General features: G+C 71.4%; 18 protein-coding genes. 6 read left to right on the plus strand and 12 right to left on the minus strand.

Going from position 1 to position 24,564, the window contains the following annotated elements; translation table 11 throughout:
• Positions 1-59 precede the first annotated feature (59 nt).
• On the minus strand, positions 60-278 hold the full coding sequence (rpmE, locus tag OHA25_RS56000; RefSeq protein ID WP_327584940.1) for a 50S ribosomal protein L31: 219 nt from the start codon (positions 276-278) through the stop codon (positions 60-62).
• Positions 279-477: 199 nt separating this feature from the next.
• Here rpmE and OHA25_RS56005 point away from each other — a divergent pair, with 199 nt between their 5' ends.
• Positions 478-1,500, plus strand: a complete 1,023-nt coding sequence (locus tag OHA25_RS56005; RefSeq protein WP_327584941.1) for a hypothetical protein — start codon at positions 478-480, stop codon at positions 1,498-1,500.
• On the opposite strand, the gene OHA25_RS56010 is transcribed toward OHA25_RS56005, so the two are convergent.
• The 5 genes from OHA25_RS56010 to thrC form a co-directional block, all read right to left on the minus strand.
• A complete protein-coding gene (locus OHA25_RS56010) occupies positions 1,501-2,136 on the minus strand; it encodes a response regulator transcription factor (protein ID WP_327584942.1) in 636 nt (211 codons plus the stop codon).
• 10 nt (positions 2,137-2,146) lie between these two features.
• The gene (locus tag OHA25_RS56015; protein WP_327584943.1) at positions 2,147-3,409 is read right to left on the minus strand and encodes a sensor histidine kinase; all 1,263 of its coding nucleotides are present in this window, start codon (positions 3,407-3,409) and stop codon (positions 2,147-2,149) included.
• A gap of 172 nt (positions 3,410-3,581) precedes the next feature.
• Positions 3,582-5,675: a transcription termination factor Rho gene (gene rho, locus OHA25_RS56020; RefSeq protein ID WP_327584944.1), complete on the minus strand. Its 2,094-nt coding sequence runs from the start codon at positions 5,673-5,675 to the stop codon at positions 3,582-3,584.
• A 457-nt stretch (positions 5,676-6,132) separates the two neighbouring features.
• Positions 6,133-7,038 (minus strand): homoserine kinase, encoded by a 906-nt coding sequence (gene thrB, locus OHA25_RS56025; protein ID WP_327584945.1) that lies wholly within the window; start codon positions 7,036-7,038, stop codon positions 6,133-6,135.
• Between the two features lie 25 nt (positions 7,039-7,063).
• Positions 7,064-8,122, minus strand: a complete 1,059-nt coding sequence (gene thrC / locus OHA25_RS56030) for a threonine synthase (RefSeq protein WP_327584946.1) — start codon at positions 8,120-8,122, stop codon at positions 7,064-7,066.
• A gap of 159 nt (positions 8,123-8,281) precedes the next feature.
• Between thrC and OHA25_RS56035 the strand changes: the two genes are divergently transcribed.
• The gene (locus tag OHA25_RS56035) at positions 8,282-9,754 is read left to right on the plus strand and encodes a glycosyltransferase (RefSeq protein WP_327584947.1); all 1,473 of its coding nucleotides are present in this window, start codon (positions 8,282-8,284) and stop codon (positions 9,752-9,754) included.
• 20 nt (positions 9,755-9,774) lie between these two features.
• Here OHA25_RS56035 and OHA25_RS56040 read toward each other — a convergent pair whose 3' ends face one another.
• Together OHA25_RS56040 and OHA25_RS56045 are read right to left on the minus strand one after the other, a co-directional pair.
• Positions 9,775-11,475, minus strand: a complete 1,701-nt coding sequence (locus OHA25_RS56040) for a glycosyltransferase family 2 protein (RefSeq protein ID WP_327584948.1) — start codon at positions 11,473-11,475, stop codon at positions 9,775-9,777.
• 19 nt (positions 11,476-11,494) lie between these two features.
• On the minus strand, positions 11,495-12,577 hold the full coding sequence (locus tag OHA25_RS56045) for a glycosyltransferase family 2 protein (protein ID WP_327584949.1): 1,083 nt from the start codon (positions 12,575-12,577) through the stop codon (positions 11,495-11,497).
• Positions 12,578-12,834: 257 nt separating this feature from the next.
• Between OHA25_RS56045 and OHA25_RS56050 the strand changes: the two genes are divergently transcribed.
• From OHA25_RS56050 to OHA25_RS56065, 4 genes are read left to right on the plus strand one after another with little or no spacing between them, the layout of a single operon-like run.
• Positions 12,835-13,275: a hypothetical protein gene (locus OHA25_RS56050; protein WP_327584950.1), complete on the plus strand. Its 441-nt coding sequence runs from the start codon at positions 12,835-12,837 to the stop codon at positions 13,273-13,275.
• A complete protein-coding gene (locus OHA25_RS56055) occupies positions 13,272-14,780 on the plus strand; it encodes a glycosyltransferase (protein ID WP_327584951.1) in 1,509 nt (502 codons plus the stop codon). The genes OHA25_RS56050 and OHA25_RS56055 overlap by 4 nt, the downstream gene beginning before the upstream one ends.
• Positions 14,777-17,437 carry a glycosyltransferase gene (locus OHA25_RS56060; protein ID WP_327584952.1) on the plus strand — a complete coding sequence of 887 codons (2,661 nt, stop codon included), beginning with the start codon at positions 14,777-14,779 and terminating at the stop codon, positions 17,435-17,437. The genes OHA25_RS56055 and OHA25_RS56060 overlap by 4 nt, the downstream gene beginning before the upstream one ends.
• Positions 17,434-19,104 (plus strand): glycosyltransferase, encoded by a 1,671-nt coding sequence (locus tag OHA25_RS56065; RefSeq protein ID WP_327584953.1) that lies wholly within the window; start codon positions 17,434-17,436, stop codon positions 19,102-19,104. Before OHA25_RS56060 ends, OHA25_RS56065 begins: the two co-directional genes overlap by 4 nt.
• A gap of 107 nt (positions 19,105-19,211) precedes the next feature.
• Here OHA25_RS56065 and OHA25_RS56070 read toward each other — a convergent pair whose 3' ends face one another.
• The 4 genes from OHA25_RS56070 to OHA25_RS56085 form a co-directional block, all read right to left on the minus strand.
• Positions 19,212-20,501: a homoserine dehydrogenase gene (locus OHA25_RS56070; RefSeq protein WP_327584954.1), complete on the minus strand. Its 1,290-nt coding sequence runs from the start codon at positions 20,499-20,501 to the stop codon at positions 19,212-19,214.
• A complete protein-coding gene (lysA, locus tag OHA25_RS56075) occupies positions 20,498-21,880 on the minus strand; it encodes a diaminopimelate decarboxylase (RefSeq protein WP_327584955.1) in 1,383 nt (460 codons plus the stop codon). Before lysA ends, OHA25_RS56070 begins: the two co-directional genes overlap by 4 nt.
• Positions 21,881-22,005: 125 nt before the next feature.
• Positions 22,006-22,629 (minus strand): anticodon-binding protein, encoded by a 624-nt coding sequence (locus OHA25_RS56080; RefSeq protein WP_327584956.1) that lies wholly within the window; start codon positions 22,627-22,629, stop codon positions 22,006-22,008.
• A gap of 10 nt (positions 22,630-22,639) precedes the next feature.
• A complete protein-coding gene (locus tag OHA25_RS56085; protein WP_327584957.1) occupies positions 22,640-24,484 on the minus strand; it encodes a hypothetical protein in 1,845 nt (614 codons plus the stop codon).
• Positions 24,485-24,564 lie beyond the last annotated feature (80 nt).

Raw genomic sequence — 24,564 nt, forward strand, 5'->3', positions numbered from 1 at the left:
TCTTCACCAACAACGCCGACCCGGCGCTCGCGCGAGCGTCCGGGCCGGCGTGAGTGAAGCTAGTTGCCCGTGGCCTTCTTGCCGAAGCGCTTCTCGAAGCGCGCCACCCGGCCGCCGGTGTCGAGGATCTTCTGCTTGCCGGTGTAGAACGGGTGGCAGGCAGAGCACACGTCGGCGTGGATCACACCGTTCTTGGCGGTGCTGCGCGTGGTGAACGTGTTGCCGCAGGAGCAGGTCACCTGCGTCACGTTGTAGTCAGGGTGGATGTCGGGCTTCATCGCTGTCCTTTCGGGGCGCGGCCGCCGGGTCGCCTTTATGCATGGCGGGAACCGGAACCGCAAAACGGTCAGCTACCAGTGTGCCAGATCGTCCAACCATCCCAGGCCATCGGACATTCCCCGCGATCTACGCAGCAGAGGTCCGAATGTCACATTAGGCTCCCTGCCACCATCCCTCACTTTGGTAAGGATCCCAGGCATGAAGAGAAGGGTGCGATCGCTGCTCGCGATCGCCATGGGGGCCGCCGTTCTCCTCGCGGGCACCGGTGTGAGCGCCGCCGCCACGATGGCCGACGACTTCACGGGGGACGCCTCCGCGAGCGCGTCCATCCCGCTCCAGAACGACGTCGAAGGCGTCGTGACGCTCACGCTCAAGGGGCCGTCCGAGGTCTCCGGCGTCACCGGCTCCATCGAACCGCCGGGCAAGGCGGCGAAGACGGTGACGTTCGACTTCAGGACGGGCGACACCGCGGCGACGCAGAAGATCACCGGCAAGTGGCCGATCAGCAAGGACGACCCGGCCGGCGAGTGGAAACTGAGCGTCGTCGTCACCCGCGGCACCGGCGCCAACACCACGCCGTTCGTGGTCAAGGTCTCCGGCAAGCAGGGGATCACCGGCGCGAAGGTCAGCCCGAACCCCGTCCAGCTCGTCAAGGGCAAGGACGTCCAGGTCTCGGTCGAGGCGTCGGTGAAGGACGCGACCACGGTGTCGGCCAAGCTCGTCAGCGACGCGGGCGGCGAGTTCTACGACCTGGGCGACCTGGCCAAGGAGGCGGACGGCCGCTACCGCGGGAGCACGTACTTCGCCGACGACAGCACCCCCGGCGACTGGACCCTCGAGGTGTACGCGCACAAGGGCGGGGAGACGCTCAAGGGCGTGGCGGCGTTCACGGTCGTGGCGCCCGAGGGCGGCGCGTCCAAGAAGGCCAAGTCGCGGGTCACGATCGCCGCGCCGAACAAGGTGACCAAGGGCAAGACGTTCAAGGTGTACGGCAAGGTCTACCGCGGCACGAAGGCGTACAAGGGCAAGATCGTGGAGGTGTACTTCAAGGCCAAGGGCACCAAGACGTACAAGCTCATGGGCTTCGCCAAGGCCACCTCGACCGGCAAGTACGCCAAGACGTACACGGCGAAGAAGGACGGCTACTTCCGGGTCAGGGTGCCCGGCACGAAAACGACGCGGAGCTCGCTGTCGCCGCAGGAGTTCGTGGACGTCAGGTAACTAGCGGCCGAGATAGGTCAGCACGGCCAGCACACGCCGATGGTCCTCGGGCGCCGGCCCGAGGGCCAGCTTGGCGAAGATGCCGGAAATATGCTTCTCGACCGCGCCTTCGGTGACGACGAGGCGGGCGGCGATGGCGGTGTTGGAGCGGCCCTCGGCCATCAGGGCGAGGACCTCGCGCTCGCGAGGGGAGAGCGTGTCGAGCGGGGCGCCGCGCCGCTGGCGGCTGAGCAGCTGCACGACCACCTCGGGGTCGATGACCGTGCCGCCCGCCGCCACCTGCCGCACCGCCTCCAGGAACTCGGCCACGTCGGCCACCCGCTCCTTCAGCAGGTAGCCGACGGCCCTGCCGATGAGGTCGCCCGCGTAGCGCTCCTCGACATACTGCGACAGGACCAGGATGGGGAAGTCCGGGCGGGCCTGGCGGACCCGCAGCGCCGCCCGCAGGCCCTCGTCGGTGTGCGTGGGCGGCATGCGCACGTCGACGATCGCCAGGTCGGGGTCGTGCTCCAGCACCGCCGCCTCCAGCGCGAGCCCGTCGGAGACGCTCGCCACGGTCTCGATGCCGCCGTCGGCGAGCAACCGGGCCAGCCCTTCCCTCAGGAGTACGGAATCCTCGGCGATGACCACGCGCATGGCCACATGACTACCACTCGCAGGGCAGCTCCGCACGCACGATCGTGGGCCCGCCGATGGGGCTGTGCACCACGAGCACGCCGTCGATGGTGGCCGCCCGGTCGGCCAGTCCCGACAGCCCGCCGCCGGGGGTGACGACGGCGCCGCCGACCCCGTTGTCCCACACGTCGACGATCACTCCGCGACGGTCCCTGAACACCGACACCGACGCCTCCGTCGCGGCCGCGTGCTTGGCCATGTTGGCCAGCGCCTCCGCGACGATGAAGTACGCGATGCTCTCCACCGCGGCCGGCGGCCGCTCCTCCAGCTCGACCGACACGTCCACGCGGATGGGCGCTCGCGCGGCCAGCCCGGACAGGGCCGCGTCCAGCCCGCGATCGCTCAGGATGGCCGGATGGATGCCCCTGGCCAGGTTGCGCAGCTCGGCGATGGCGGCCTTGGTGCCCGCGTGCGCCTGCGCGATGAGCATCCTGGCCTCCTCGGGCTCGGCGTCGAACTTGGCCTGCGCCCGTCCCAGGTCCACCGCGACGGACAGCAGCCGCTGCTGCGCGCCGTCGTGCAGATCGCGCTCGATCCTGCGCCGCTCCGTCTCCGCCGCGTCGATGCCCCGGGCGCGGCTGGCCCGCAGCCGCTCCTCCTCGCTGCCGCCGAGCAGCACCACGGCAAGGGTCCCGTGCAGCCAGGCCATCCCCCGAACGAGGTACGCGGTCAGCACGAGCAGCACGACGCCGAAGAACGTGGCCACCCAGGCGGCCGTCCATTCCTCGATGAAGTAATCGCCTGCCCCCATCGCCTCATCCACCGCCAGGATGAAGGGCGCGAGCAGCAAACCGCCCGTGGCGATCCACAACGCGGCCGACGCCACCGCCTCCACCAGCCCGAGCGGCAGCAGCATCAGCAGGTAGCCCAGGTCCTTCCAGGTCGCCGGATCCGTCACCAGCCAGTGGATGTGCGCGCCCAGCCCGCGCTCGGGACGGCTCCGGTACGGGTCGGGAATCCTGACCCCCAGCGCCGCCCCCAGTATCCTGCGCTCCAGCATCGCCCCGCCGCGCCACATCAGCATGGTCGCCATCGCGAGGGGCACGCCGACCCAGAGGACCGTGAGCGAGAGCGAGGTCGGCACCGCCAGCGATAACACGATGAACCAGCCGAGCCCGAACGCCACGCTGACCAGCAAGTACGGTGCCGCACGCCACGTCATCGGATCGACCAGGACCCCCAGCGGGCCCTTCGGCCCGAACGGCACGCGGTCTTTCAACGCCAGCGATCGCATGCCCCAAGCCTGCCCGCCGGAGCGGCGCGCGTGAATGTGGCTGCCGTCCGGCCCGAGGTAAGGCTACCCCCACCTCCGCCACACCAGCACCCCATACCCGTCCGCCCGCTCCGTACCAATGGAAAAGGGGCGGCAGGGAGAACCCCTGCCGCCCCTTTTCCTACAGGAGCCGCTAGTCGCGGTCGTTGCCCACCGTGGTCTTCTGGACCTGGAGGAGGAACTCCGCGTTGGACTTGGTGTCCTTCATCCGCTCCAGGAGCAGCTCAAGAGCCTGCTGCATGTCCAGCGCGTGCAGCACGCGCCGCAGCTTCCAGACGACCTGGAGCTCTTCCCTGACCATGAGGATCTCTTCCTTACGGGTGCCGGACGCGTCCACGTCCACCGCGGGGAAGATTCGCTTGTCAGCCAGGGACCGGTTGAGCTTGAGCTCCATGTTGCCGGTGCCCTTGAACTCCTCGAAGATGACCTCGTCCATCTTGGACCCGGTCTCGACCAGGGCCGTGGCGAGGATCGTCAGCGAGCCGCCGTTTTCGATGTTGCGGGCGGCGCCGAAGAAGCGCTTGGGCGGGTAGAGCGCCGTGGAGTCGACACCACCCGACAGGATGCGACCGGACGCCGGGGCCGCCAGGTTGTAGGCGCGGCCGAGGCGGGTGATCGAGTCGAGCAGGACGACCACGTCGTGACCCAGCTCCACCAGGCGCTTGGCCCGCTCGATGGCGAGCTCGGCGACCGTGGTGTGGTCTTCGGCGGGACGGTCGAAGGTCGAGTGGATGACCTCGCCCTTGACCGACCGCTGCATGTCGGTGACCTCTTCAGGCCGCTCGTCCACGAGCACGACCATCAGGTGGCACTCGGGGTTGTTGCGGGTGATCGCGTTGGCGATGGCCTGCAGCACCATCGTCTTACCGGCCTTGGGCGGCGAGACGATGAGGCCACGCTGGCCCTTGCCGATCGGCGACACGAGGTCGATGATCCGCGTGGTCAGGATGTTGTGCTCGGTCTCCAGGCGCAGGCGCTCCTGCGGATAGAGCGGCGTCAGCTTGTTGAAGTCCGGCCGGTTGCGGGCCTGCTCCGGGTCCATGCCGTTGACGGTGTCGAGGCGGACCAGGGCGTTGAACTTCTCGCGCCGCTCGCCGTCGCGGGGCTGCCGGACGGCGCCGGTGATGACGTCGCCCTTGCGCAGGCCGTTGCGGCGGATCTGGGCGAGCGAGACGTAAACGTCGTTGCTGCCCGGCAGGTAGCCGCTGGTCCTGACGAACGCGTAGTTGTCGAGGATGTCCAGTATGCCGGCGATCGGGATGAGCACGTCGTCGTCGCTGACGACGGGCTCGCCGCTCTCGAAGCGGTCACGGCCTCGGCCGCGGTTGCGCTCCCTGAAGCGGCCTCTGCGACCGCGCCCGCCGCGCTCGTCCTCGTCGCCGCCACCGCGCTGGTCGCCACGCTGATCGCCACGCTGATCGCCACGCTGATCGCCACGCTGGTCGCCACGCTGGTCACTGCGCAGGTCGCCACGCTGGTCGCCACGCTGGTCGCCACGCTGGTCACCGCGCTGGTCACCGCGCTGGTCACCGCGCTGGTCACCGCGCAGGTCACCGCGCAGGTCGCCACGCTGGTCGCCACGCTGGTCGCCGCGGCCACCCGCGTCGGCGACGCGCTGGTCGCCGCGGCTGATGCTCTCCGCACGACCGCCTTCACCGCGGTCGCTGCCGGAGCGCTCGCCGCGCTCACGACGCTCGCCGCGGGTGCGGCGCTCCCTGCGGCTCTCGCCACGCTCGCCGCGACCTTCGCCCTGCGCGGCCTCAACGGCCTGGGGCTGCTGCTCCACGACCGGCTCGGCCGGTGCGACGACAGGTTCGGGCGCCGCGGCCACGGGCTCCGGCGCGGCCACAACGGGCTGCGGGGCGGGCTCTTCGGCGGTCTTGGCGCGGGAACGTTCCCTGCGCGCACGGGTGGGGCGCTCGGCGGCCGGGGCCGCCTCCGGCGTGGCCGCAGGCGCCTCGGCGGCGGCCGCGGGAGCCGGCGTGCCTTCTCCTGCGCCGCCACCCTGCTTCTCCTGGATGGCCGCGATGAGCTGGCTCTTCCGCATGCGCCCGGTCCCGCTGATGCCCAGCTCCGCCGCTATTTTCTGCAGCTCGGGCAGCACCTTGGCGGACAGGCCGGTGCCGGAGCGACGCGCACGCGGCTTGGCCGGAGCGCGAGTGGGGGTGTCGCCGGACGCCGGCTCTGCGCCTGATGCGTCGGAGAGGAGTTCGGTGGTGTCGCTCAACTAAAAGGTCCTTCCCAGGGGTCGGGCGCCGGTTTTGTTCTGCCGGGCGTCCCGGAGGTGCTTGCGATCCGGCGGGACAGACCGGGTCGGGGTGCACTTTGCGATCTTCGGCTGTCGCTGGAGACGGCCGCCACTCTTGGGGAGGGGCTGGTCCACGCCGCCAATGGGCCGTGGCGCGTGGCTGACACCCCCCAGATTGCTGTCGCCAACCAGATGTCGATGTGAATCGAACGCGCAGATCCCCGTCGTCGCCGCCTCGTTCAAGACCAACCGGGTGTGGGCCAACCGGAGGCTATTGATTTCGGGGAGACAGCCGCGCCGCCCACGTCTCGCGACGTGAAGCGAGATGCAGCGATGTGTGGCTGACAAGCACGCACCCACCAAGGGGGCATCTGGTGCGGCTACCAGCCTAACATCACCAGCGCACACGGCTATTCCCTGAAGGTCTAAAGAGGCATCAGCGTGTCTCGGGGAACTGAACGTTCGCACCAACCGGGTCGACGTCCATTAGCTGGATGTGCCAGTCATTACCCACTTCTGGCGCGATCAAATCCTGCGTATCCGATGTCGAAAACGCAAGAACCGTGGGACCCGCTCCCGAAACGACCGCGGGCACGCCCACTGCACGGAGACGTTCTATCAGATCGGCGCTCGCCTGCATCGCAGGCGCGCGGTAATGCTGATGGAGTCGATCTTCCGTGGCGGCGAGCAAGAGCCGTCGCTCCGGACGCTGGGTCAACGCGGCTATCAGCAACGCGGCCCTGCCGGCGTTGAAGGAGGCGTCCTTGTGGGGCACGTCCTTCGGCAGCAACCCCCGCGCGGTCTCCGTGGCCAGTCGCGCCGACGGAATCAGGGCGACAGGGCGGATCAGCTCATCGGGAGTTAGTTTCACCATACGTGGTGACCCGGTGTGGTCAAACCATGCCACGGTCAATCCGCCGGCCAGGCACGGCGCCACGTTGTCCGGGTGCCCCTCGATCTCGGTGGCCAGCGCGAACACCTCGTCGTCGGGGAATTCGGCCCCCGACAGCGCGCGGGCGGCCAGGATCCCGGCGCAGACGGCCGCGGAGGACGAGCCCAGTCCCCGGGCGTGCGGGATGCTGTTGCGGCAGCGCAGGCGGATGCCTTCCGGCTGCGCGACCCCCATGCGGGCGAACGTCTCGCGCATCGTCTTGACGATCAAGTGCCCCTCGCCGAGATCGACGTCCCCCGCGCCCTCACCCTCCACGGCGACGTGCACGCCAGGCTCGTCGGTGAGTGCCGCCTCGACCTCGTCGTACAGGCTCAGTGCCAGGCCGAGCGCGTCGAATCCCGGGCCCAGGTTCGCCGAGGTCGCGGGCACGCGGATGTCAACGGTCCTCATTCACGCAACTCCCTGTCCGCCCTCGTCAGGCGAGGTTGAGCGCCGCCGCGGCGGCGTGGACGTCGATGGGGATTACCACCGGCGCCGGTGCCCCCGAGATCGCCCAGTCCGGGTCCTTGAGCCCGTTGCCGGTGACCGTGCAGACGATGCGCTGCCCCGGCTCGACCAGCCCCTGCGCGTGCGCCTGCAGGAGACCCGCGACGCTGGCCGCCGAGGCCAGCTCCACGAACACGCCCTCCTCCTGCGCGAGCAGCTTGTACGCGGCCGCGATCTGCCGGTCGGTCACCGACTGGATCGCCCCGCCGGACTCGTCCCGGGCCGCCGTGGCCAGCCCCCAGGACGCCGGGTTGCCGATGCGGATCGCGGTGGCGATCGTGTGCGGGTGCGACACCGGCGCGCCCTCGACGATCGGCGCCGCACCGCTGGCCTGGAACCCGAACATGCGAGGCCGCTTGGTCGCCACGCCGTCGGCGAAATATTCCTGGTAGCCCATCCAGTAGGCGGAGATGTTGCCCGCGTTGCCCACGGGGATGCAGTGAATGTCAGGGGCGTCGCCCAGGGTGTCCACGATCTCGAACGCGGCCGTCTTCTGTCCCTGCAGCCGGAACGGGTTGACCGAGTTGACCAGCGCGATCGGATAGCTGGAGGACAACTTGCGGGTCATCTCCAGGCAGTCGTCGAACGACCCCTCGACCTGCAGCAGCGTGGCGCCGTGCACGAGCGCCTGGGCCAGCTTGCCCATGGCGATCTTCCCCCGGGGCACCAGAACGGCGCACGTCAGCCCTGCGCGAACGGCATAGGCCGCGGCCGAGGCCGACGTGTTGCCGGTCGAGGCGCAGATGACCGCCTTGGCCCCCTCTTCGACCGCTTTGCTGATGGCCATGGTCATGCCACGGTCCTTGAAGCTGCCGGTCGGGTTGGCCCCCTCGACCTTCAGGTAGACGTCGCACCCCGTCAGCGCCGACACGCGGTGCGCGGGTACCAGCGGCGTGCCGCCCTCAAGCAGCGTGATGACAGGCGTCTTCGGCGTGACGGGAAGACGTTCGCGGTATTCCTCGATGAGGCCACGCCACGACCTGCTCATTGATGACTCCCTACCTGCGGTGTTGGGCACCGAGTGTACGGGGTGCCGGCGGCCGGCACGGATCCGCGTCCACCGGTCGGACGTACCGGTTAGACAGGGCCACTATTCAGGACATTCTCAGCATCTCCCGATAAGGTGCTAGCCCAGGGGGTCACCATCATGAACGCGCGTCCTGCTCTGAGGCAGAACGACTATTCACCGCTGGCAACGCCGCCGCTCGGCGCCTGGTCGCCCGCCCTTTCCGTGAGCGTCGTTGTACCCGCGCACGGCGGGCAGGACAAGCTCGACCTGGTGCTGGCCGCGCTGGCGGCGCAGACGTACCCGGACCACCTGATGGAGGTCCTCGTCGTCGACGACGGCAGCCGGCCACCTATTCGGCTGCCCGAAATCCGGCCGGTCAACACCCGCATCGTTCCCGTGCGGGACGGCTGGGGCATCTCCAGCGCCGTCAACACCGGCGCCAACGCCGCCGACGGCGAGATCATCCAGCGGCTCGACTCCGACATGGTGGCCTGCCGCGAGCACATCGAGGCCCTGGCCCGCTGGCACCACGTGACGGACTATCTGGTCTCGATCGGCATGAAGAGGTTCGTGGAGATGCCGCCGGTCACGCCGGAGGAGGTCTTCCAGGCGGGACACCTGGGAGAGCTGTTCGACCTGGACGGGGCCGCGCCCAGTTCCACCGAGGCGACGATCGCCAAGACCGACGGGCTGCGCAAGAGCCGCAATCCGTACCACGTGTGCACGGGGCCCACCCTCGCGCTTCCCCGGGAGGTCTTCCACGCCGTGGGCGGGCTCGACCCGACCGTGCTGCGGGGCGGGGACACCGAGTTCGCCTACCGGCTGGCCATGCACGGCGTCGTGTTCGTACCCGACCTGGACGCGCAGGCCGTGCACCTGGGGCTGCCCGCGCAGCACCGTGACCGGGAGCGGGCCGTGCGGGCCGTGGAGCCGTATCTGGCGCACCGGATCCCGCTGCGCAGGGACCTGCGCAAGGATCGGGGGCGGCGGTGGCTGGTGCCGTACGTAGAGATCGTGCTCGACGTCACCGACACCTCCGAGTCCGTGGTGCGGCAGGCGGTGGCGGCGGCGCTGGACGGCAAGCTCCAGGACGTCGTGGTGACGCTGGTGGGACCCTGGTCGCGGCTGGAGTCCGGGCGGCGGTCGGTGTTGTCGGATCCGTGCTTCGAGCTGCGGCTGATGCGTGACCTGTTCGCGCACGACGAACGCATCCGCCTGATCGACGAGGCCGCCCCCACGCCTGCGCCGACGCCGTTCCGCTATCGCGGGCCGGTGGAGGTGCCGCTGCACAAGGTGACGCTGGAGCGCATGATCGAGTCGGTCCAGAAGGATCTCGCGGGCGTCCTGATCGTGGATCTCCCCGAGGGGCGGACCGCGCGTCTGGAGCGTACGTCGGCGTTGGGCCGCGCCCTGTTGCTCGCCGGCCCTGGCGCCGATCTGGACGCCGTCATCGACACCACCCACGGGGTGCGCCATGAGCCCCCGGACCGCTACTGGCCCGCGCCCAAGCAGCCGGACCCGGTCACCATCCCGGCCCCGATGGCGGTGTCCGCGGAACCGGCGGAAAAGACCCTCCTGCGCCGCCTGAAGTCAGCCCTCCGCCCCAACTGACCCCCACGCCCACCGGCGGGTCAGGTGCGAAGGCGTCTGCCCAAGGTGCGTTTCATCGTGGAGACCAGGCCGCGCAGGCTTTTCTGAGTGCGGGTGGCGGCGGAGAGCTGGCGGCGCAGTGCGCCGACCTCGCGGCGAAGCTCCACGGCCGTCTTGCGCCAGCGCCCGGCCTCCTCTCTCCACTTGGCCACCTGCTCGCGCAGCCGCTCGGCCTCTTTGGCCAGCCGGGCGGCCTCCGCGGCCAGCCGGGCGGCGTCGGCCTGGGCCTCCACCCGGGCCCGGTACGCGCTCCGCCGCCCGAGCGGCGAGGCCGCCTCGGTGGTGAACCCGTACGTCTCGGCCTCGACCCAGGCCACGCCGGACACCGCGTCCACCACGTCGTCCAGGTCCTCCCCCGGCTCGGCCACGATGCGGGCCCTGGCGAAGGCGGACAGACGTTCCAGGCGGCCCGCGACGACGCCTTGCGACGACTCGTCGAGCAGCACGTTCACCAGGCCGAGGCCTTCGTCGCGGGCGAGGTCGAGCAGGCGCGCCAGACTGTCCTCGCCGGGGATCCAGCCGACCGGCAGCCGCAGCACGAACGGCACAGCCGGGTCGACGTCCTCCGCGGCGGACAGGCGTACCCGGCCCTCGTGCCGGTAGTGACCGCGGACCAGCACCAGGTCGAGGTCCGGATCGCGGAGCGGGGCGCGGCGCTCGTGTTGGAGATCGTCCCAAGGGCCGAGGAGGAGTACGGAAATGTCAGGCGTGGTGCCGGCGAGCAGGGCGTCAACCGTCGCCCGTACCGAGTCGTAGCCTGCCGTGCCGTCCACCACGACCGTGACGTACGGGACCTTCCACTGCCGGCCGGGATGCCCCCGCAGCCAGCGGTAGGCCGGGATGCGGTCGGCCACCAACGCGTGGCTCACCCGGTCGATCGGCTGCTTGTCGCGCATCCGCATCGTCGGTCCGAGGTGGTAGGCGCGGGCCGCCGGCTCCGGCACGAAGACCGCGCCCGCCTGACTCAGCCGGTAGCCCATCTCGGTGTCCTGGCCGAGGATCAGCTCTTCGTCCATCGGCCCCGCCGCCGCGACCAGCCGGGCGTTGACCGAGGTCGCCCCGCCCACATGCAGGCTGAACGGGCGCTGCGGGTTGTCGGTGAGCCCGTTCGTGCGCTCGACGAGGTCGACGATCCAGGCGTGCGGCTCGGCGGGCTCGAAGTGCTTGTCCAGATCGTCGGGCAGCCGGGCGGGCACCTCGGCGGAGGTGAACCTGATGTAGCCGGTGACGACCATGTACGGTGCCGCGTGGTGCCAGCGCATGTGCGCCTCGATCGCGCCGGGCGTGAGCACCACGTCGGAGTCGAGCCAGTGGATCACATCCCCCGTCGCCTCCGCCAGGCCGGCGTTGCGGGCGGCGGCCCTGCCCGGCTCCGCGCAGACGATCAACCGGGTGCGGGCGGGACGGGCCTCCGCCAGGCGCAGCGGCGGCGTGCTGCCGTTGTCGACGACGATGACCTGGGTGAGCTCGGCCGGGTAGGTCTGCCTGGCCAGCCCGGCCAGCACCAGGTCGAGCTTGTCCTGCCCGCCGTAGGCCGGAATGATCACGCTGACCGTGAGCTCCGGGATGAAGCCGTCCGGGGGCTGGAGCACGCGGTAGTCATTGCCGCGCACCCGGGCAAGGCGTCCGCGCCCCGGGCGGCTCCCGGCGGCCTGGGCCTCGAGCTCGCCGGGCGTGCTCATCGAACCTCCCTGAGCGGGGTCACGCGGCTTCCATCAGCAGGCTCGGGCGGAAGCCGCGCCACTGGTTGGCGGCCACCTTGAGGAAGTGGGCCAGCGGTAACCGCCACGTGTGCTCGTCGCTGAGCCCTCTTCGCAGGACATAACCCAGTCCGTGGGTGCGGTAAATACGCGTTCCCACCCGTTGAGCCGCCTTCAGGAACTCGAGATCGACAGCCCGAGAAATCCCCGGAAATCCGCCAATTTCCCGAAATTTTGCCAAAGGCACCATGATCGTGCCTCCGGCCACGTGATCGGACCATACCTCGCTCGGATAGCTCGCTCCGCTGGCGAACGTCGTCCGCCTGATCGTGGTCCGCAGCGGCTCGAGGTAGAAGAACTCGGCCGTCGTGCCCACCACGTCGGCCCCAGCGTAGGTCAGGGCCATGAAGAGATCGGCGAGGTGCCGGGGGCCGTACCAGTCGTCGTCGTCCCACTTGACCAGGTAGTCGCCGCTCGCCAGGGCCGCCGCCCGGTTGAGCACCTCCCCGAACGGCACGGAGGCCTCCGCCTCCACCCATTTCACCGGCAGCGCGCACCTCTCGACCGCCGCCCGCACCTGCTCGAATGCCACCCCATGCAGCCCCAGCAGCACCTCGGCTGTGACGCCGTGCTGACGCTCCATCTGCGCCAGTGCCGTGCCGACCAGGCCAGGTCGTTTGGTCGACATGACGATGCTGATCTCGGGCGCCGGGGTCGGGTGGGCTAAGCGGCGCAGGAGGACGCTGTGCTCCTCGCGCCGCAGGTCGGCCAGGCACCGCATGGAGCCGTCGGGGGCGTGGTCGAGCCAGGCCCGGTCGGTGAGGAGGTCGGCGAGATCATCGGGCACCCAGGAGACGGCACGGTCGGCCGTCAGCGGGATGCCCGCGGCGGCCAGGCGCAGCAGGCCGTCCAGCGCGAGCTCCGGCACCTCGGCCTCAGGCCACTCGATCTCCAGTCCGCGCAGCGCACGCAGGGCGGGCACGTCGGGCGGCGTGCCGTCGACCGCCCAGCCGTCGTCCGACCAGTGCAGGCGGGCCAGCCCCTTCTCCGGCGTACGCGCGAACCCGCAAGGGGTGACGGACATCGATGGGTGCTCCTCCACGGGGATCGGTCGGCGCCTACCTTACGCCGGTTTTACTGACCAGTAGACGCAGAGGGCACATTCGGCAGGACTGCCGTCGCAGGTCTAGGGGCCGATGATTCTCAGTCTTCCTCCAGGAACTTATGGCACGGTAGTGGCCGATGTTTATTAAGGTGTCAATAATCCCGACATGTCCGTGACGCCTCGGATGTCCTGAGGTGCGCGCCGACAAAGGCGTGATCTACGAAAGGTATGCGCGGATGCTTTCGCCCCGCCGACTGGCAGCGACCGGCGCACTCCTCTCGGCCCTGGTCGCCGGTGTGCTCGTGGTCCTCGTCCTCGCCGACCTGATCTCGCTGGGCGCGGCGGCAGCCGCGGCCGCGTTCCTGGTCGCGCTGGTGGCCCTCGCGTTCCTCGTGCTCATCGTGCGCAGGGTCGACGGCAAGGCCCACCGCATCGACCTGCGGATCAAGAAGTACGAGGCCGAGCTGGCCCGCACCACCACCGCGCTCAAGAACCTCGACACCAGGCTGGACCTGCTGGTGCGGGCCGTGGAGGATTCGGCGGCACGACGTGCCGACGACCTCGGCGCGATCCTGGCCTCGCTCGGCGAGGACCGGGTCAACGCCATGGTGCGGGCGCGTGAGCTGGAGGAACTGCGCGAAGAGGTCCGCGCGCTGGCCAAGGACGTCGCCGTATGACGAGCCGGGTCAGGCACAACGACTACGGCGTGCTGCGGCCGCCCGCGATCGGGGCGTGGCAGCCCTCGCTGACCGTCTCCGTGGTCATCCCCGCCTACAACTGCGCGGAGCCGCTGAGCCGCACGGTCGAGGCGCTGGCGCGGCAGACGTACCCGGCCGAGCTCGTCGAGGTGGTCGTCGCCGACGACGGCAGCGAGCCTCCGCTGGACGTGCCCGGAGTCCGGGTGGTCCGGGTGGCCGAGGGGTGGGGGCGCGGCGCGGCCCGGCAGACCGGGCAGCTCGCGGCCTCCGGGGCGGTGATCCACTGGCTGGACTCGGACATGTTGCTGGCCGAGGACCATCTCGAGGCGCACATGCGCTGGCACCACCTCATCGACTACGCCGTGGTGATCGGCGATACGCGGTTCGTGGAGACTCCGGGCGAGGAGGGCGTCCAGTCCGCGTACACGAGGAAGACGCTCGAGTCGACGCGGCGGCTCAAGGACGCCGGATCCAGCGCGTACCTGCAGCACACGGGCGCGTCCAGCTCCGTGCGCGCCGACCTGCTGCGCGCGGCCGGAGGCGTGGACACCGGGCTGAACATGGCCGAGGACACCGAGCTGGGCTACCGGCTGGCGCAGGCCGGGGCCGTGTTCATCCCCGACGCCGAGGCCAGGGCGTGGCACGTCGGGCCCTCCACCGTGATGTTGCGGGAGAAGGAGGTACACCGGCACAACTGGTCGTACCTGGGCGATCTGATCCCCGATCTCCGCTGGCTGCGTAACCACCCGCGCCGCCACTGGCTCGTGCCGTACCTGCGGGTGGTCGTGACGGCCACGACGTACGAGCAGACGCGGGCGAGCGTGGACTCGGCACTCGCCGGGACCCTGACGGACGCCGCCGTCACACTCGTCGGCCCTTGGGGCAAGCTGACCGGCGAACGCCGGGCCAACCTCGACGACCCCCTGCTCGACCTGCGTCTTCTGCACAATTTGTACGCGCACGAGCCGCGCGTCGTGTTCGCGGAGAGCGTACCCAGCTCCGCCGCCCCCTCACCCTTCCTGCTGCGTCTCCCGACCGGATGGGTGCTGGGCGCCGACACCCTGGCCAAGCTGGTACGGCACGCCGACAAGGACCTGCTCGGGCTCGTGAGCGTGGCGCTGACGGAAGGTCAGCACGGCGTCGTCGCGGCCCGGCTGGAGCGCACGGCCGCCTTCTCCCGAGCCGCCCTCTTCGACGGCCGGCCCGATGACCTGGTGGACGAGATGTACGGGTCCGAGTGGGTCAGCGGGAGCGAGTACGACTTCGCGACCGCGGAGGAGGCCGAGCCGCTGACCGGAGACGCGGCCAAGTGGCGGACGCTGGCGAGCCGGCGACAGGGGGAGATCAAGGCGCTGCAGGGCGAGGTGGCACGGCTGAAGGCCGAGGTCGAGCGGCTGTCGGCGGCCGCCACGCCCCAGCCTGCCGAAAGCGGTGGGCGAGGGCCGTTGAGCTCGCTGATCAGGCACCTGCGGAGCGCCGGATGATCCGGGAGTTGCTGGCGGAGCTGCGCGGGGCTCGTGTGTTCTTCGCCGGGATCGACGACGTCGACCCGATCTACGCCGCCGCGGCCGCCGCGGCGGGCCGCTCTGGCGCGGCAGGCGGGACTGGCGCGGCAGGCGGGTCTGGCGCGGCAGGCGGGTCCTTGGAGGGCGGCCGGAGTGTGGTCGTCGATCTCGACCGGGATCTACTGGAGCCGGCCGCTGTGCCCGAGCCGGTGCGGGAGGTCCTCGTGCTGGCCAGGACGCCGGCCGACTTGCGGCGCATCGCCACACTGCACAAGCTGCTGCCGCAGGCCGAGCGGGTGGTGGTGGCGATGCTCGACACGCCTGCCTCCCATCCCGCGCCCGTGCCGACGCCGACGCCCGCGCACCGGTGGCGGTCGCTGACCGATCTGCGGGTGTACCAGCCCAAGAACCGGGTCTGGGTGGTGGACGCCCGTTTCTCCGCGCCCACGCCCTCCGGTCGTACCGTGGCGGCCACAGCGCGGGCGTTCGCCGGGCACCGGCTGGACGTGATCGCCGCGCCCGCGGCCGCGATCGCGGGCGTCGGGGCGGCCGACTGGCGGCCGGGCGACCCGAACGCGACGCCTACCGAGATCACGGGGCCCGTCCCCGGGCGGGTCGGCGCGCCAGGCAGCGACATGGTCCTGCGCACGATCGGCGGCCCCGGCCACCGTTCCACCCCGCTCCCGTCGGCCGGACGCGCCGACGGGCCGCACGCCCATGGGCGGGGCACCACCGCACCAGTCGGCCAGGCGACCCGCACAGACGCCGTCGCACCGGCCGCGGGCACCAGCGGCCCCGCCCAGCCCAACGTGGCGACCACGCCGGCCGACGGCACGGTCGGGGCCGGAGGGGCCGAGGAGGAGCGCGCAGCCGGACGGGCTGCCGAGCAGGTGGAATCGGCCGGATCGGCTGAGGACTCTGCCCCTGTCCAGCACGCCGCAGACTCCAGCCTGAACGGGCACGGCCGCAGCACGGACACGCACGCCCCCGGCGCGGACACGGACGACCGCGGCGCGAACACGAACGGCCAGGCCCGCAGCACGGACACGGACGGCCGAAGCCCGGACACGGACAGCCAGGCCCGCGGCGCGAACACGCACGGCCAGGCCCGCGGCGCGGACACGGACGGCCAGGCCCGCGGCGCGGACACGGACGGCCAGGCCCGCGGCGCGGACACGGACGGCCAGGCCCGCGGCGCGGACACGGACGGCCAGGCCCGCGGCGCGGACACGGACGGCCAGGCCCGCGGCGCGGACACGGACGGCCGAGGCGCGGACACCGACGGGCGGGGCCGAGGCGCGGAGGCGGACGCGTGGGTGGAGGAGGCCGGGCTGGTCGAGTGGGCGGGGGATGAGACGCCCATCGAGCGGCCGACGATTCAGGCGGCCAGCTGGGAGCGCCTCGGCCGCCCCGGGATGGCCGATTCGCCGCTGGCCGATCCCGACGTGCTCGGCGAGCCCTCGATGATCCCCCCGGTGGACGAGCGCCTGGTCAACCCCATGGGTTTCGTGACGACCCCCTCCCGGGGCATGGCGTCCCTGGCCGAGCGGGACGGCCGCTGGTCCGTGGTGCTGGACGGGAAGGTCGTGACGTCGTTCGCGGAGTCCGGCGGCGTCACCGACACGGACGTGGCCAGGCTGCGCCAGATCCGCGGCGTCGAGGTGGACTGGCGGCACGCGCACAGCGGCCCGCTGACCGCCGTACGCGTCCTGGCCGGACTGTCCGCCGCCGGCGTGCCCCTGGCGGCGGCTACAGTGCCGCGCTGGGCCGGTGCGCTCGGGGAGGAGGTCATCGACCTCATCGGGCGCTGCCCGGACCTCAGCGACGAGCTCCGGCGGGAGGAGCACAGCATCCGCCTGCGCCGGGCAGCTCTGCGTACCCACGGGGTGGCCGCCAGGTGGGAGCAGCTCGGCGCGCCCGCCCCCGCTCCCCCGCTCACGTCGGTGCTGCTGACGACCCGCCGTACCGACATGGTCGCCTTCGCCCTCGACCAGATCGCCCGCCAGCGTGACGTGCAGCTCGAGGTGATCCTGGCCCTGCACGGGGTGCCGAAGGGCCATCCGGACGTGGCGCCCGCGATCGCGGCGTACGAGGGCCCGCTCACCGTGTACGAGGCCGACCACCAGGCAGTGTTCGGAAAGGTGCTGAACGAGGCGGCCGCGAGGGCGTCGGGCTCGTTCCTGCTGAAGATGGACGACGACGACTGGTACGGCCCCGACTTCCTGTCCGATCTGCTGCTGGCGCACTCGTATTCGGGCGCGCAGGTGGTCGGCACGGTGCCGGAGTTCGTCTACCTGTCCTCCATCGACGTCACCGTGCACCGCAAGCAGATCACCGAGCAGATCACCAGCTTCATCGCCGGCGGCACGATCCTGGTGGAGCGCTCGGCGTTCCAGGCGGTGGGCGGGTTCCGGCCGTTGCGGCGCTCGGTGGACACCCAGTTCCAGGAGGCGCTGCAGGCGGCCGGCGGCCAGATCTACCGGACCCACGGGCTGGGCTACATCCTGCGCAGGGGCCCGGCGGCCAATCACACGTGGCAGGAGCCGATCGGCACGTTCCTGCAGCGCAACAGGCGGCAGTGGCGCGGCTTCCGCCCGAACGCCCTCATGGAGCTGGACGGGAGCCTGCGCCCATGATTCCTCGGATCCCCCACAACGACTTCGGCGTGCTCGCCCCTCCCGCCCTGGGCGCGTGGGAGCCGGCACTGACCGTGACGGTCGTCATCCCCGCGCACGAGCGCCAGGAGACCCTGGACCTGACCCTGGCCGCCCTCGCGGCCCAGAGTTACCCCAAGCATCTCCTCGACGTCATCGTCGTGGACGACGGCAGCGTCACCCCGCTCCGCCTCCCCGACCTCGTCCCGGCGAAAACGAAGCTGATCTCCAGCCCGCCGGGCGGCTGGGGCCGGGCGTGGGCCGTGCAGGCCGGCCTGGATGCCGCGACCGGCGAGGTGGTGTTCGTCCTGGACGCCGACATGGTGCCGCACCGCCGGCACGTGGAGGCTCAGCTCCGCTGGCACCACCTGGCCCCGTACGTGGTGGCGCTCGGCTGGATCGACTTCACCGCGCCCGGCGCGTTCCCCTCGCCCGAGCAGGTACGCGCGGCCGTGGAGTCCGGCGCGGAGGACGCCCTCTTCCCGCTGTCCGCCCACCGGCACGACTGGGCCGAGAAGATCATTCACGATTACGACGGCCTCCGTAGCGCGCCCAACTCGCTGGCGACCCGCATCCACGTGGGAGCCACGGTGTCGTACCCGGCGGCGCTGCTGCGCTCGATCGGCGGCATGGACACGGCGCTCGTCCTGGCGGAGGACACGGAGCTCGGCTACCGCCTCACCCAGGCGGGCGCGGTCTTCGTCCCCGACCCGGAGTCCCGGGCCTGGCACATCGGTCTGCCCACGGCGATGCGCGACTTCGCGGCGCTGAAGCGCTACAACGACCCGTACGTCGCCGACCGCGTCCCCTACCGCCGCTACCTGCGCACGGACTCCGGCCGGCAGTGGCGGGTGCAGTATGTGGACGCCACGGTGCCGTCAGGCTCGTACGAGGACGTCCGGGCCACCGTCGACGCCCTGCTGGCGTCCTCGATCCCCGACGTGGGGGTCACGATCATCGGGCCGTGGCAATCCCTGACCGGGGACCGCCGCTCCCCGCTTCAGGACCCGGACCTCGACCTGCGCCTCGTCCACGCCACCTTCGAGCACGACCCGCGCGTCAGCCTGGCGGCGTCCCCGGCCGTCACCGGCGCCCCGTTCCGCCTCCAGGTGCCCGCCGGCTGGGTCGCGTCGGAGGACACGCTGGAGCGCCTGGTCGCGTACATGGAGGAGCAGGACTCGGGCAGGCTCTACATCGCCCTGGAGGAGACCGCGGAGGGTGTGACCGTGGCCCGTCTGGACCGCACGGCCGCCCTGTCGAGGTCCGCCCTGGTGGTCACCGGGGACGACGACGAGGACGACCTGATCGACGCCCTGTTCGGCGTGGAATGGGTGGACGGCGAGACCTGGGGCTTCAAACGCCGCCCGGCCGTCTACCCGCCGCGCAGGAAGCCGGTCTCTCCGGTGGCCAAGCTCACGGCCGCGTACGAGAAGGAGATCGCCCTCTACCGCAAGCGGGTGGCCGCCCTCCGCGTCGAGATCGGGCACCTGAAGCGGGAAGCAGGCAAGAACGGCAGGGACGCGGCTCGCTGGCGCGAGAAAGCCGAGGACTGGCGCCGCGAGGCGGTCCGTCTGGCCCGCGAACAGAACCGCACCGTGCTCAGACGAGCCGTCCGCCGCGTCCGCAACCTGGCCTTCCCGGACGCCTAGAGGGCTCGCGGCCTCCGCGCTTCGGGCTCACGGAGCGGGAAGCGGCCTGCTCGACCGCCCGGACGCCCTCGTCGCTCGTGACGAGGGCGGCGAGCAGGTGAGCAACTCTAGTCGTCGCCCTCTACGCGCATCACGCTGGCGATGGCGCGGACGATGTCCAGCTCCCGCAGCCCCTCCATCGTCGCCGACAGCGCCGCGTCGGTGGCGCGGTGGGTGACGATGACCAGCTGGGCGTCGTCCCCATGCCCCTCCTGACGCACGGTCTGGATCGACACGTCGTGCTTGGCGAACAACTCCGCGACGCGCGCCAGCACACCGGGCTTGTCGGCCACATCGAGCGCCACGTGGCAGCGCGTGACGGTCTCGCCCATGGGGTGCACGGCCAGGTCGGCGTACGTCGACTCCTCGGGCCCGCGGGTGCCGGCCAGGCGGTTGCGGCCGACGGCCACGATGTCGCCGAGCACGGCGGAGGCCGTGGGCGCGCCGCCGGCGCCCTTGCCGTAGAACATCAGCTGACCCGCCGACTCCGCCTCCACGAAGACCGCGTTGTACGCCTCCCGCACCCCGGCCAGCGGATGCGTCCGGGGGATCATGGCCGGGTGCACCCGGACCCCGAACGAGCGGCCGTCGTCGGAGCGGGCGCAGATGGCCAGCAGCTTGATCACGTAGCCCATGGCCTTGGCCGAGGCCACGTCGGTGGCGGTGATCTCGGTGATGCCCTCCCGGTGCACATCGGCGGCCGGCACGCGGCTGTGGAAGGCGAGACCGGCGAGGATGGCGGCCTTGGCGGCGGCGTCGAAGCCCTCGACGTCGGCCGTCGGGTCGGCCTCGGCGTAGCCGAGGGTCTGCGCCTCCTCCAGGGCGTCGGTGAACGACGCGCCCGTGGAGTCCATCTTGTCGAGGATGTAGTTGGTGGTGCCGTTGACGATGCCCAGCACCCGCTTGACGTGGTCGCCGGCGAGGGACTCGCGCAGCGGCCGCAGCAGCGGGATGGCCCCGGCGACGCTGGCCTCGAAGTAGAGGTCGCCGTTGCCCTTCCTAGCGGCCTCGTGCAGGGTGGTGCCGTCCTCGGCCAGCAGGGCCTTGTTGGCGGTCACCACGGACTTGCCCTTGGACAGGGCGGAGACGATCAGCGAGCGGGCGGGCTCGATGCCCCCGATGACCTCGACGACGATGTCCACGTCGTCGCGGGCGACCAGCGCCTCGGCGTCGGTGGTGAACAGCGCCGGGTCCACGTCCACGTCGCGTTTGCGGCCGAGGCGGCGCACGGCGACCCCGGCCAGCTCCAGTGGCGCCCCGACGCGTGCCGCCAGGTCGCCGGCCTGCTCGTGCATGAGCCTGATCACCTGCGAGCCGACGACGCCGCAGCCCAGCAGAGCCACTTTCAGCGGTTTCACAGCTGCCCCCTCAGAAGGTCGTCCTCGGTCTCACCCTGCACGATCACCCGCGCGGCGCCGCCGGAGACGGCCACCACGGCGGGCTTGAGCAGGTAGTTGTAGTTGCTGGCCAGCGATCGGCAGTAGGCGCCGGTCGCGGCCACGGCGATCAGGTCGCCCGGCGCGAGGTCGGCGGGGAAGTGGCAGTCGCGCACGATGATGTCGCCGCTCTCGCAGTGCTTGCCGACGAGGCGGCTGAGCATGGGCTCGGCGGTGCCCTCACGGCTGGCCAGCACGGTGGTGTATTCGGCGCCGTAGAGCGCGGTGCGGACGTTGTCGCTCATGCCGCCGTCGACGCTGACGTAGGTGCGCAGCCCCTCGACGTCCTTGACGGTGCCGACCTCGTAGAGCGTGATGCCGCCTGGGCCGACGATGCCGCGGCCGGGCTCGACGGTCAGCCGGGGCACGGGCAGGCCCGCCTCCACGCACACCTTGCTGACGATCTCGCGCAGCCCGTCGGCGAGCTCCTTGATGTCGGGCGCCTCGTCGCCTTCGACGTAGGCGATGCCGTAGCCGCCGCCGAGGTCCAGCTCGGGCAGGACCACGCCGTGCTCGTCCTTGATCTGCACGAGCAGCGCGGCCAGCCGCCGCGCGGCCACCTCGAATCCGCCCGTGTCGACGATCTGGGACCCGATGTGCGAGTGCAGGCCGACGAGCTCGAGCTGCGGGAGCGCGAGGATGCGGTGCACGGCCTCCGCCGCGGTCCCGGCGTTGAGCGACAGGCCGAACTTCTGGTCGTCGTGCGCCGTCGCGATGAACTCGTGCGTGTGCGCCTCGACTCCGGTGGTCACCCGGATCATCACCTTGGGCCGCTTGCCCTGCTGCTCGGCGAGGTAGCCGAGCCTGGCGATCTCGTCGAAGGAGTCGACCACGATGTGCCCGACCCCGGCCTCCAGCGCCCTGGACAGCTCGGCGACGGACTTGTTGTTGCCGTGCATGGTGATCCGCTCGGGCGGGAAGCCCACGCTGAGGGCCACCGCCAGCTCGCCGCCGCTGGCCACGTCGAGCCCGAGGCCCTCCTCGTCCAGCCAGCGGACGATCTCCTTGCACAGGAACGCCTTGCCGGCGTAATGCACCTCCGAGCCGGCGAACGCCGTGGCGTAGTCGCGCATGCGCGAGCGCACGTCGTCCTCGTCGAGGACGTAGAGCGGGGTGCCGTGGTCGCGGGCCAGGTCGCGGACGTCCACACCGCCGACCGTGAGCGTGCCATCGGTCCGGGTCGACGTTCGCGGCCAGATCGCGGGGTCGATCCGGTTGAGGTCGGCGGGCGCGTGCGGCGGGCGCTCGTGGGGCAGCATCTCGGCATACCGGTCCCCGGCGGGATGGACGAATCGGCTCACCCGATCGAGGCTATCGGAACCGCACCTACGCCATGACCCGCTGCCCACGTATCGAGACGCGATCAAGGGGTGATAGAGGAGATTTTTACGATTTTTCGCCGTTTAGCCGGATATTTTGCAAAACGTCATAGCCGGTCCGGGCCCATCACCACTCCCCCGACGGCCTCCGCCAGCCGCACCCGCGCCGTGTGCACCGCCGTGACCGGCTCGTCCCCGCGGGGCACGGCGGGCGCGTGCTCGTGAGCGTCGTGGAAGGCCAGCGCCAACCGCACCAGGTAGGTCTCCCACCCCGGATCCCTGCTGACCACCCGTCCGGGCAGCTCGGCCAGCACCCGCAACACCTGCCGATCGTACGGGTCGTCGAGCGCCTCGGGCCGGAACCCGGCCTCCGGCACCCCGAGCTCCTTGGCCCACCGCCGCACGGCGCGGGCCCGCACATGCGCGTACCGCACCACGAACCCCGGGTTGTCCCAGGTGCGCGGAAAGTCCGGCCACGCCGGCTCGGGGATCTCGACGGGCTCCATCGACTCCAGCAGCTCGCCGGGCACCGCGACGGTGATCCGCAGGAACCCGTTGCCCCGCACCTCCACGTCCGCGACCCCGGGCACCGCTCGCACCCGCTCGGCGAGCGCTTCGGCGGGTGCCCGCCGCCGCAGGGCCGCGGCGGAGAGGTAAACCGCCTCCCGCTCCCACGAACCGTCGGGCACGGGCGGCTCCCCCAGCGCGCCGGCCAGCTCCCGTACGGTCACACCGACGACTCTAGATGAGCGCGTGCGGCTCGGCGGAGCCGTATTCGACCAGGTGGGCGGCGCCCAGCAGCCAGCGGTCCTCGTCGCGCACCCGGACGTAGCCGAACCTGTCGGCGGAGAACACCTTGATCCCGTCCGTACGGCACTGCCGCATGAGGACCTCGTCCCAGTCGTCCGTCAGGTCGGCGAACCCCAGCTCACGCAGCGCGTTGCGGCGGGCCAGGAGGGTCGCGCCGGCGATCTCCGGGAGGTAGGCGTATTCGGCGTCGGGCTGCTTGAGCAGCGTGGCCTGCGGCTTGCGCAGGTGGGCGTAGAAGGCGCCCTTGCCGACGATGTCCGCAGTGCTGAACAGGAAGGCCCGGCGCAGGTCGGACAGGTAGTGCGGCCCGTACACGTCGCGCGGGTCCATGACCGCCACCAGGTCGGCCTCGCACAGGTCGAGCCCGGCGTTGAGCATCGCGCCCTCGCTCATCGAGGGATGCGGGCGGCGGTAGATCACGTCCAGATCCGGCAGCACGTCGCGGGCGCGCAGCTCCGCCTCGGGCGGGCCGATGACGATCACCTGGGCCACGCCCGACTGCTTGGCGACCTGCGCGAGACCGTGCTCCATCAGGAAGGGGTCCATGATCGGCAGCAGCACGGAGGTGTTGAGCGTGGCGCGGGCGCTGGGCAGGCCGATCGCCTCCAGCATCTCGTCGATCCGCTCGGTCATCGTGCCCATCTGATAAGCCCGCCGCAACGCCACGTGCGCCCGCCGCGAGTCCGGCTCGGTGCCGATGGACGTGCCGCAGGCGGCGATCTCGGCCAGCCGCCACTGCGGGGTGCCCGGCGGGCAGTCCGCCGCGGCCGGCCAGCGGTAGGAGGTCAGCACATCGGGGTAGGTCAGGTGGCCGGGCAGCAGCTGGTCGAGCGTGAGCACCCGGTCGATCCGCCCGCCCGCCAGCGGCAGCGGGTTGTGGATCCTGGGCTGGATCCCGAACTGCAGCCGCGGCCAGGCCACCGCCAGGTCGTTCGTGAACCGGTGCTCGAACAGCTGGGCGGTCGCGGCGTAGTCACCCACGTCGCCCTGCGTGTGCCAGAAGACGGTGCGGATGCCGCGCTCGGCGCACCAGGCCAGCAGCACCTTGATGCCCTCGCCCGGCTCGCCGATGATCTCCTGGGCCCACGGCCCCTGCGTGACCGACTCCACGACGAGCAGGTGGGGCACCTCGAGCGGGAGCACCCGGGCGAAGTCACGCGGCGTGAAGCCGGTGGTCTGGCGCCACTCGTAGCGCAGCAGCGCCTCGGCGTGCGGGTCGGCGATCACCGCGGCCGTCAGGTGCGGCCGCGTATTGGGACCGGTCGGCACCCGGAACGGCTTGAGCTTGAACGAGGCGCCCCCGAGCGTCCGGGTCGAGGTCGTGGCCTGGAACGCGGCCCCCGGGCGCTCCTCGGTCTGCTTGAGGGGCGCGGGCGGCTTGCGCTTGGGCGCGGTGGGCCGCTTGACCGGCTTGGCGGCCCCGCGAAGGCCCCTGGCCAGCCGCACCGGGTTGCTCTTGCCGCTCTTGATGGCGTCGCCGAGGCGGTTCCAGCGAGCGACCTTGATCGAGGACAGCTTCCAGTTGGCCACCTCGGCCTGGAACCGCTGCTCGGCCAGCTCCTTACGGAGCTTGTCCGCGGCGGCCTGCTCGGCCGCGAGCCGTTCCTCGGTCTCGCTCAGCCGCTCGGCCAGCGCCTTGGCCTCCTCGACGCTCCGCTCGGCCGCGGCCAGCCGGCCCTGGGCGGCGTCGAGCAGCCTGGCCAGCTCGGCCGCGCGCTCGGCCTGGGCGATGGCATCCCGCAGCGCCCGACGCGTGCTCTCAAGCTCAGTGCTCACCGGTCCTCCTTCGTCGGCCCGGCGACAGCTCGCTGCGTCTGATTGTGCGCTCGCTCCGCTCGCAAACCATCCCTCCGCTC

Origin of the sequence: Nonomuraea sp. NBC_00507, from assembly GCF_036013525.1 — a bacterium.
GTDB lineage: Bacteria > Actinomycetota > Actinomycetes > Streptosporangiales > Streptosporangiaceae > Nonomuraea.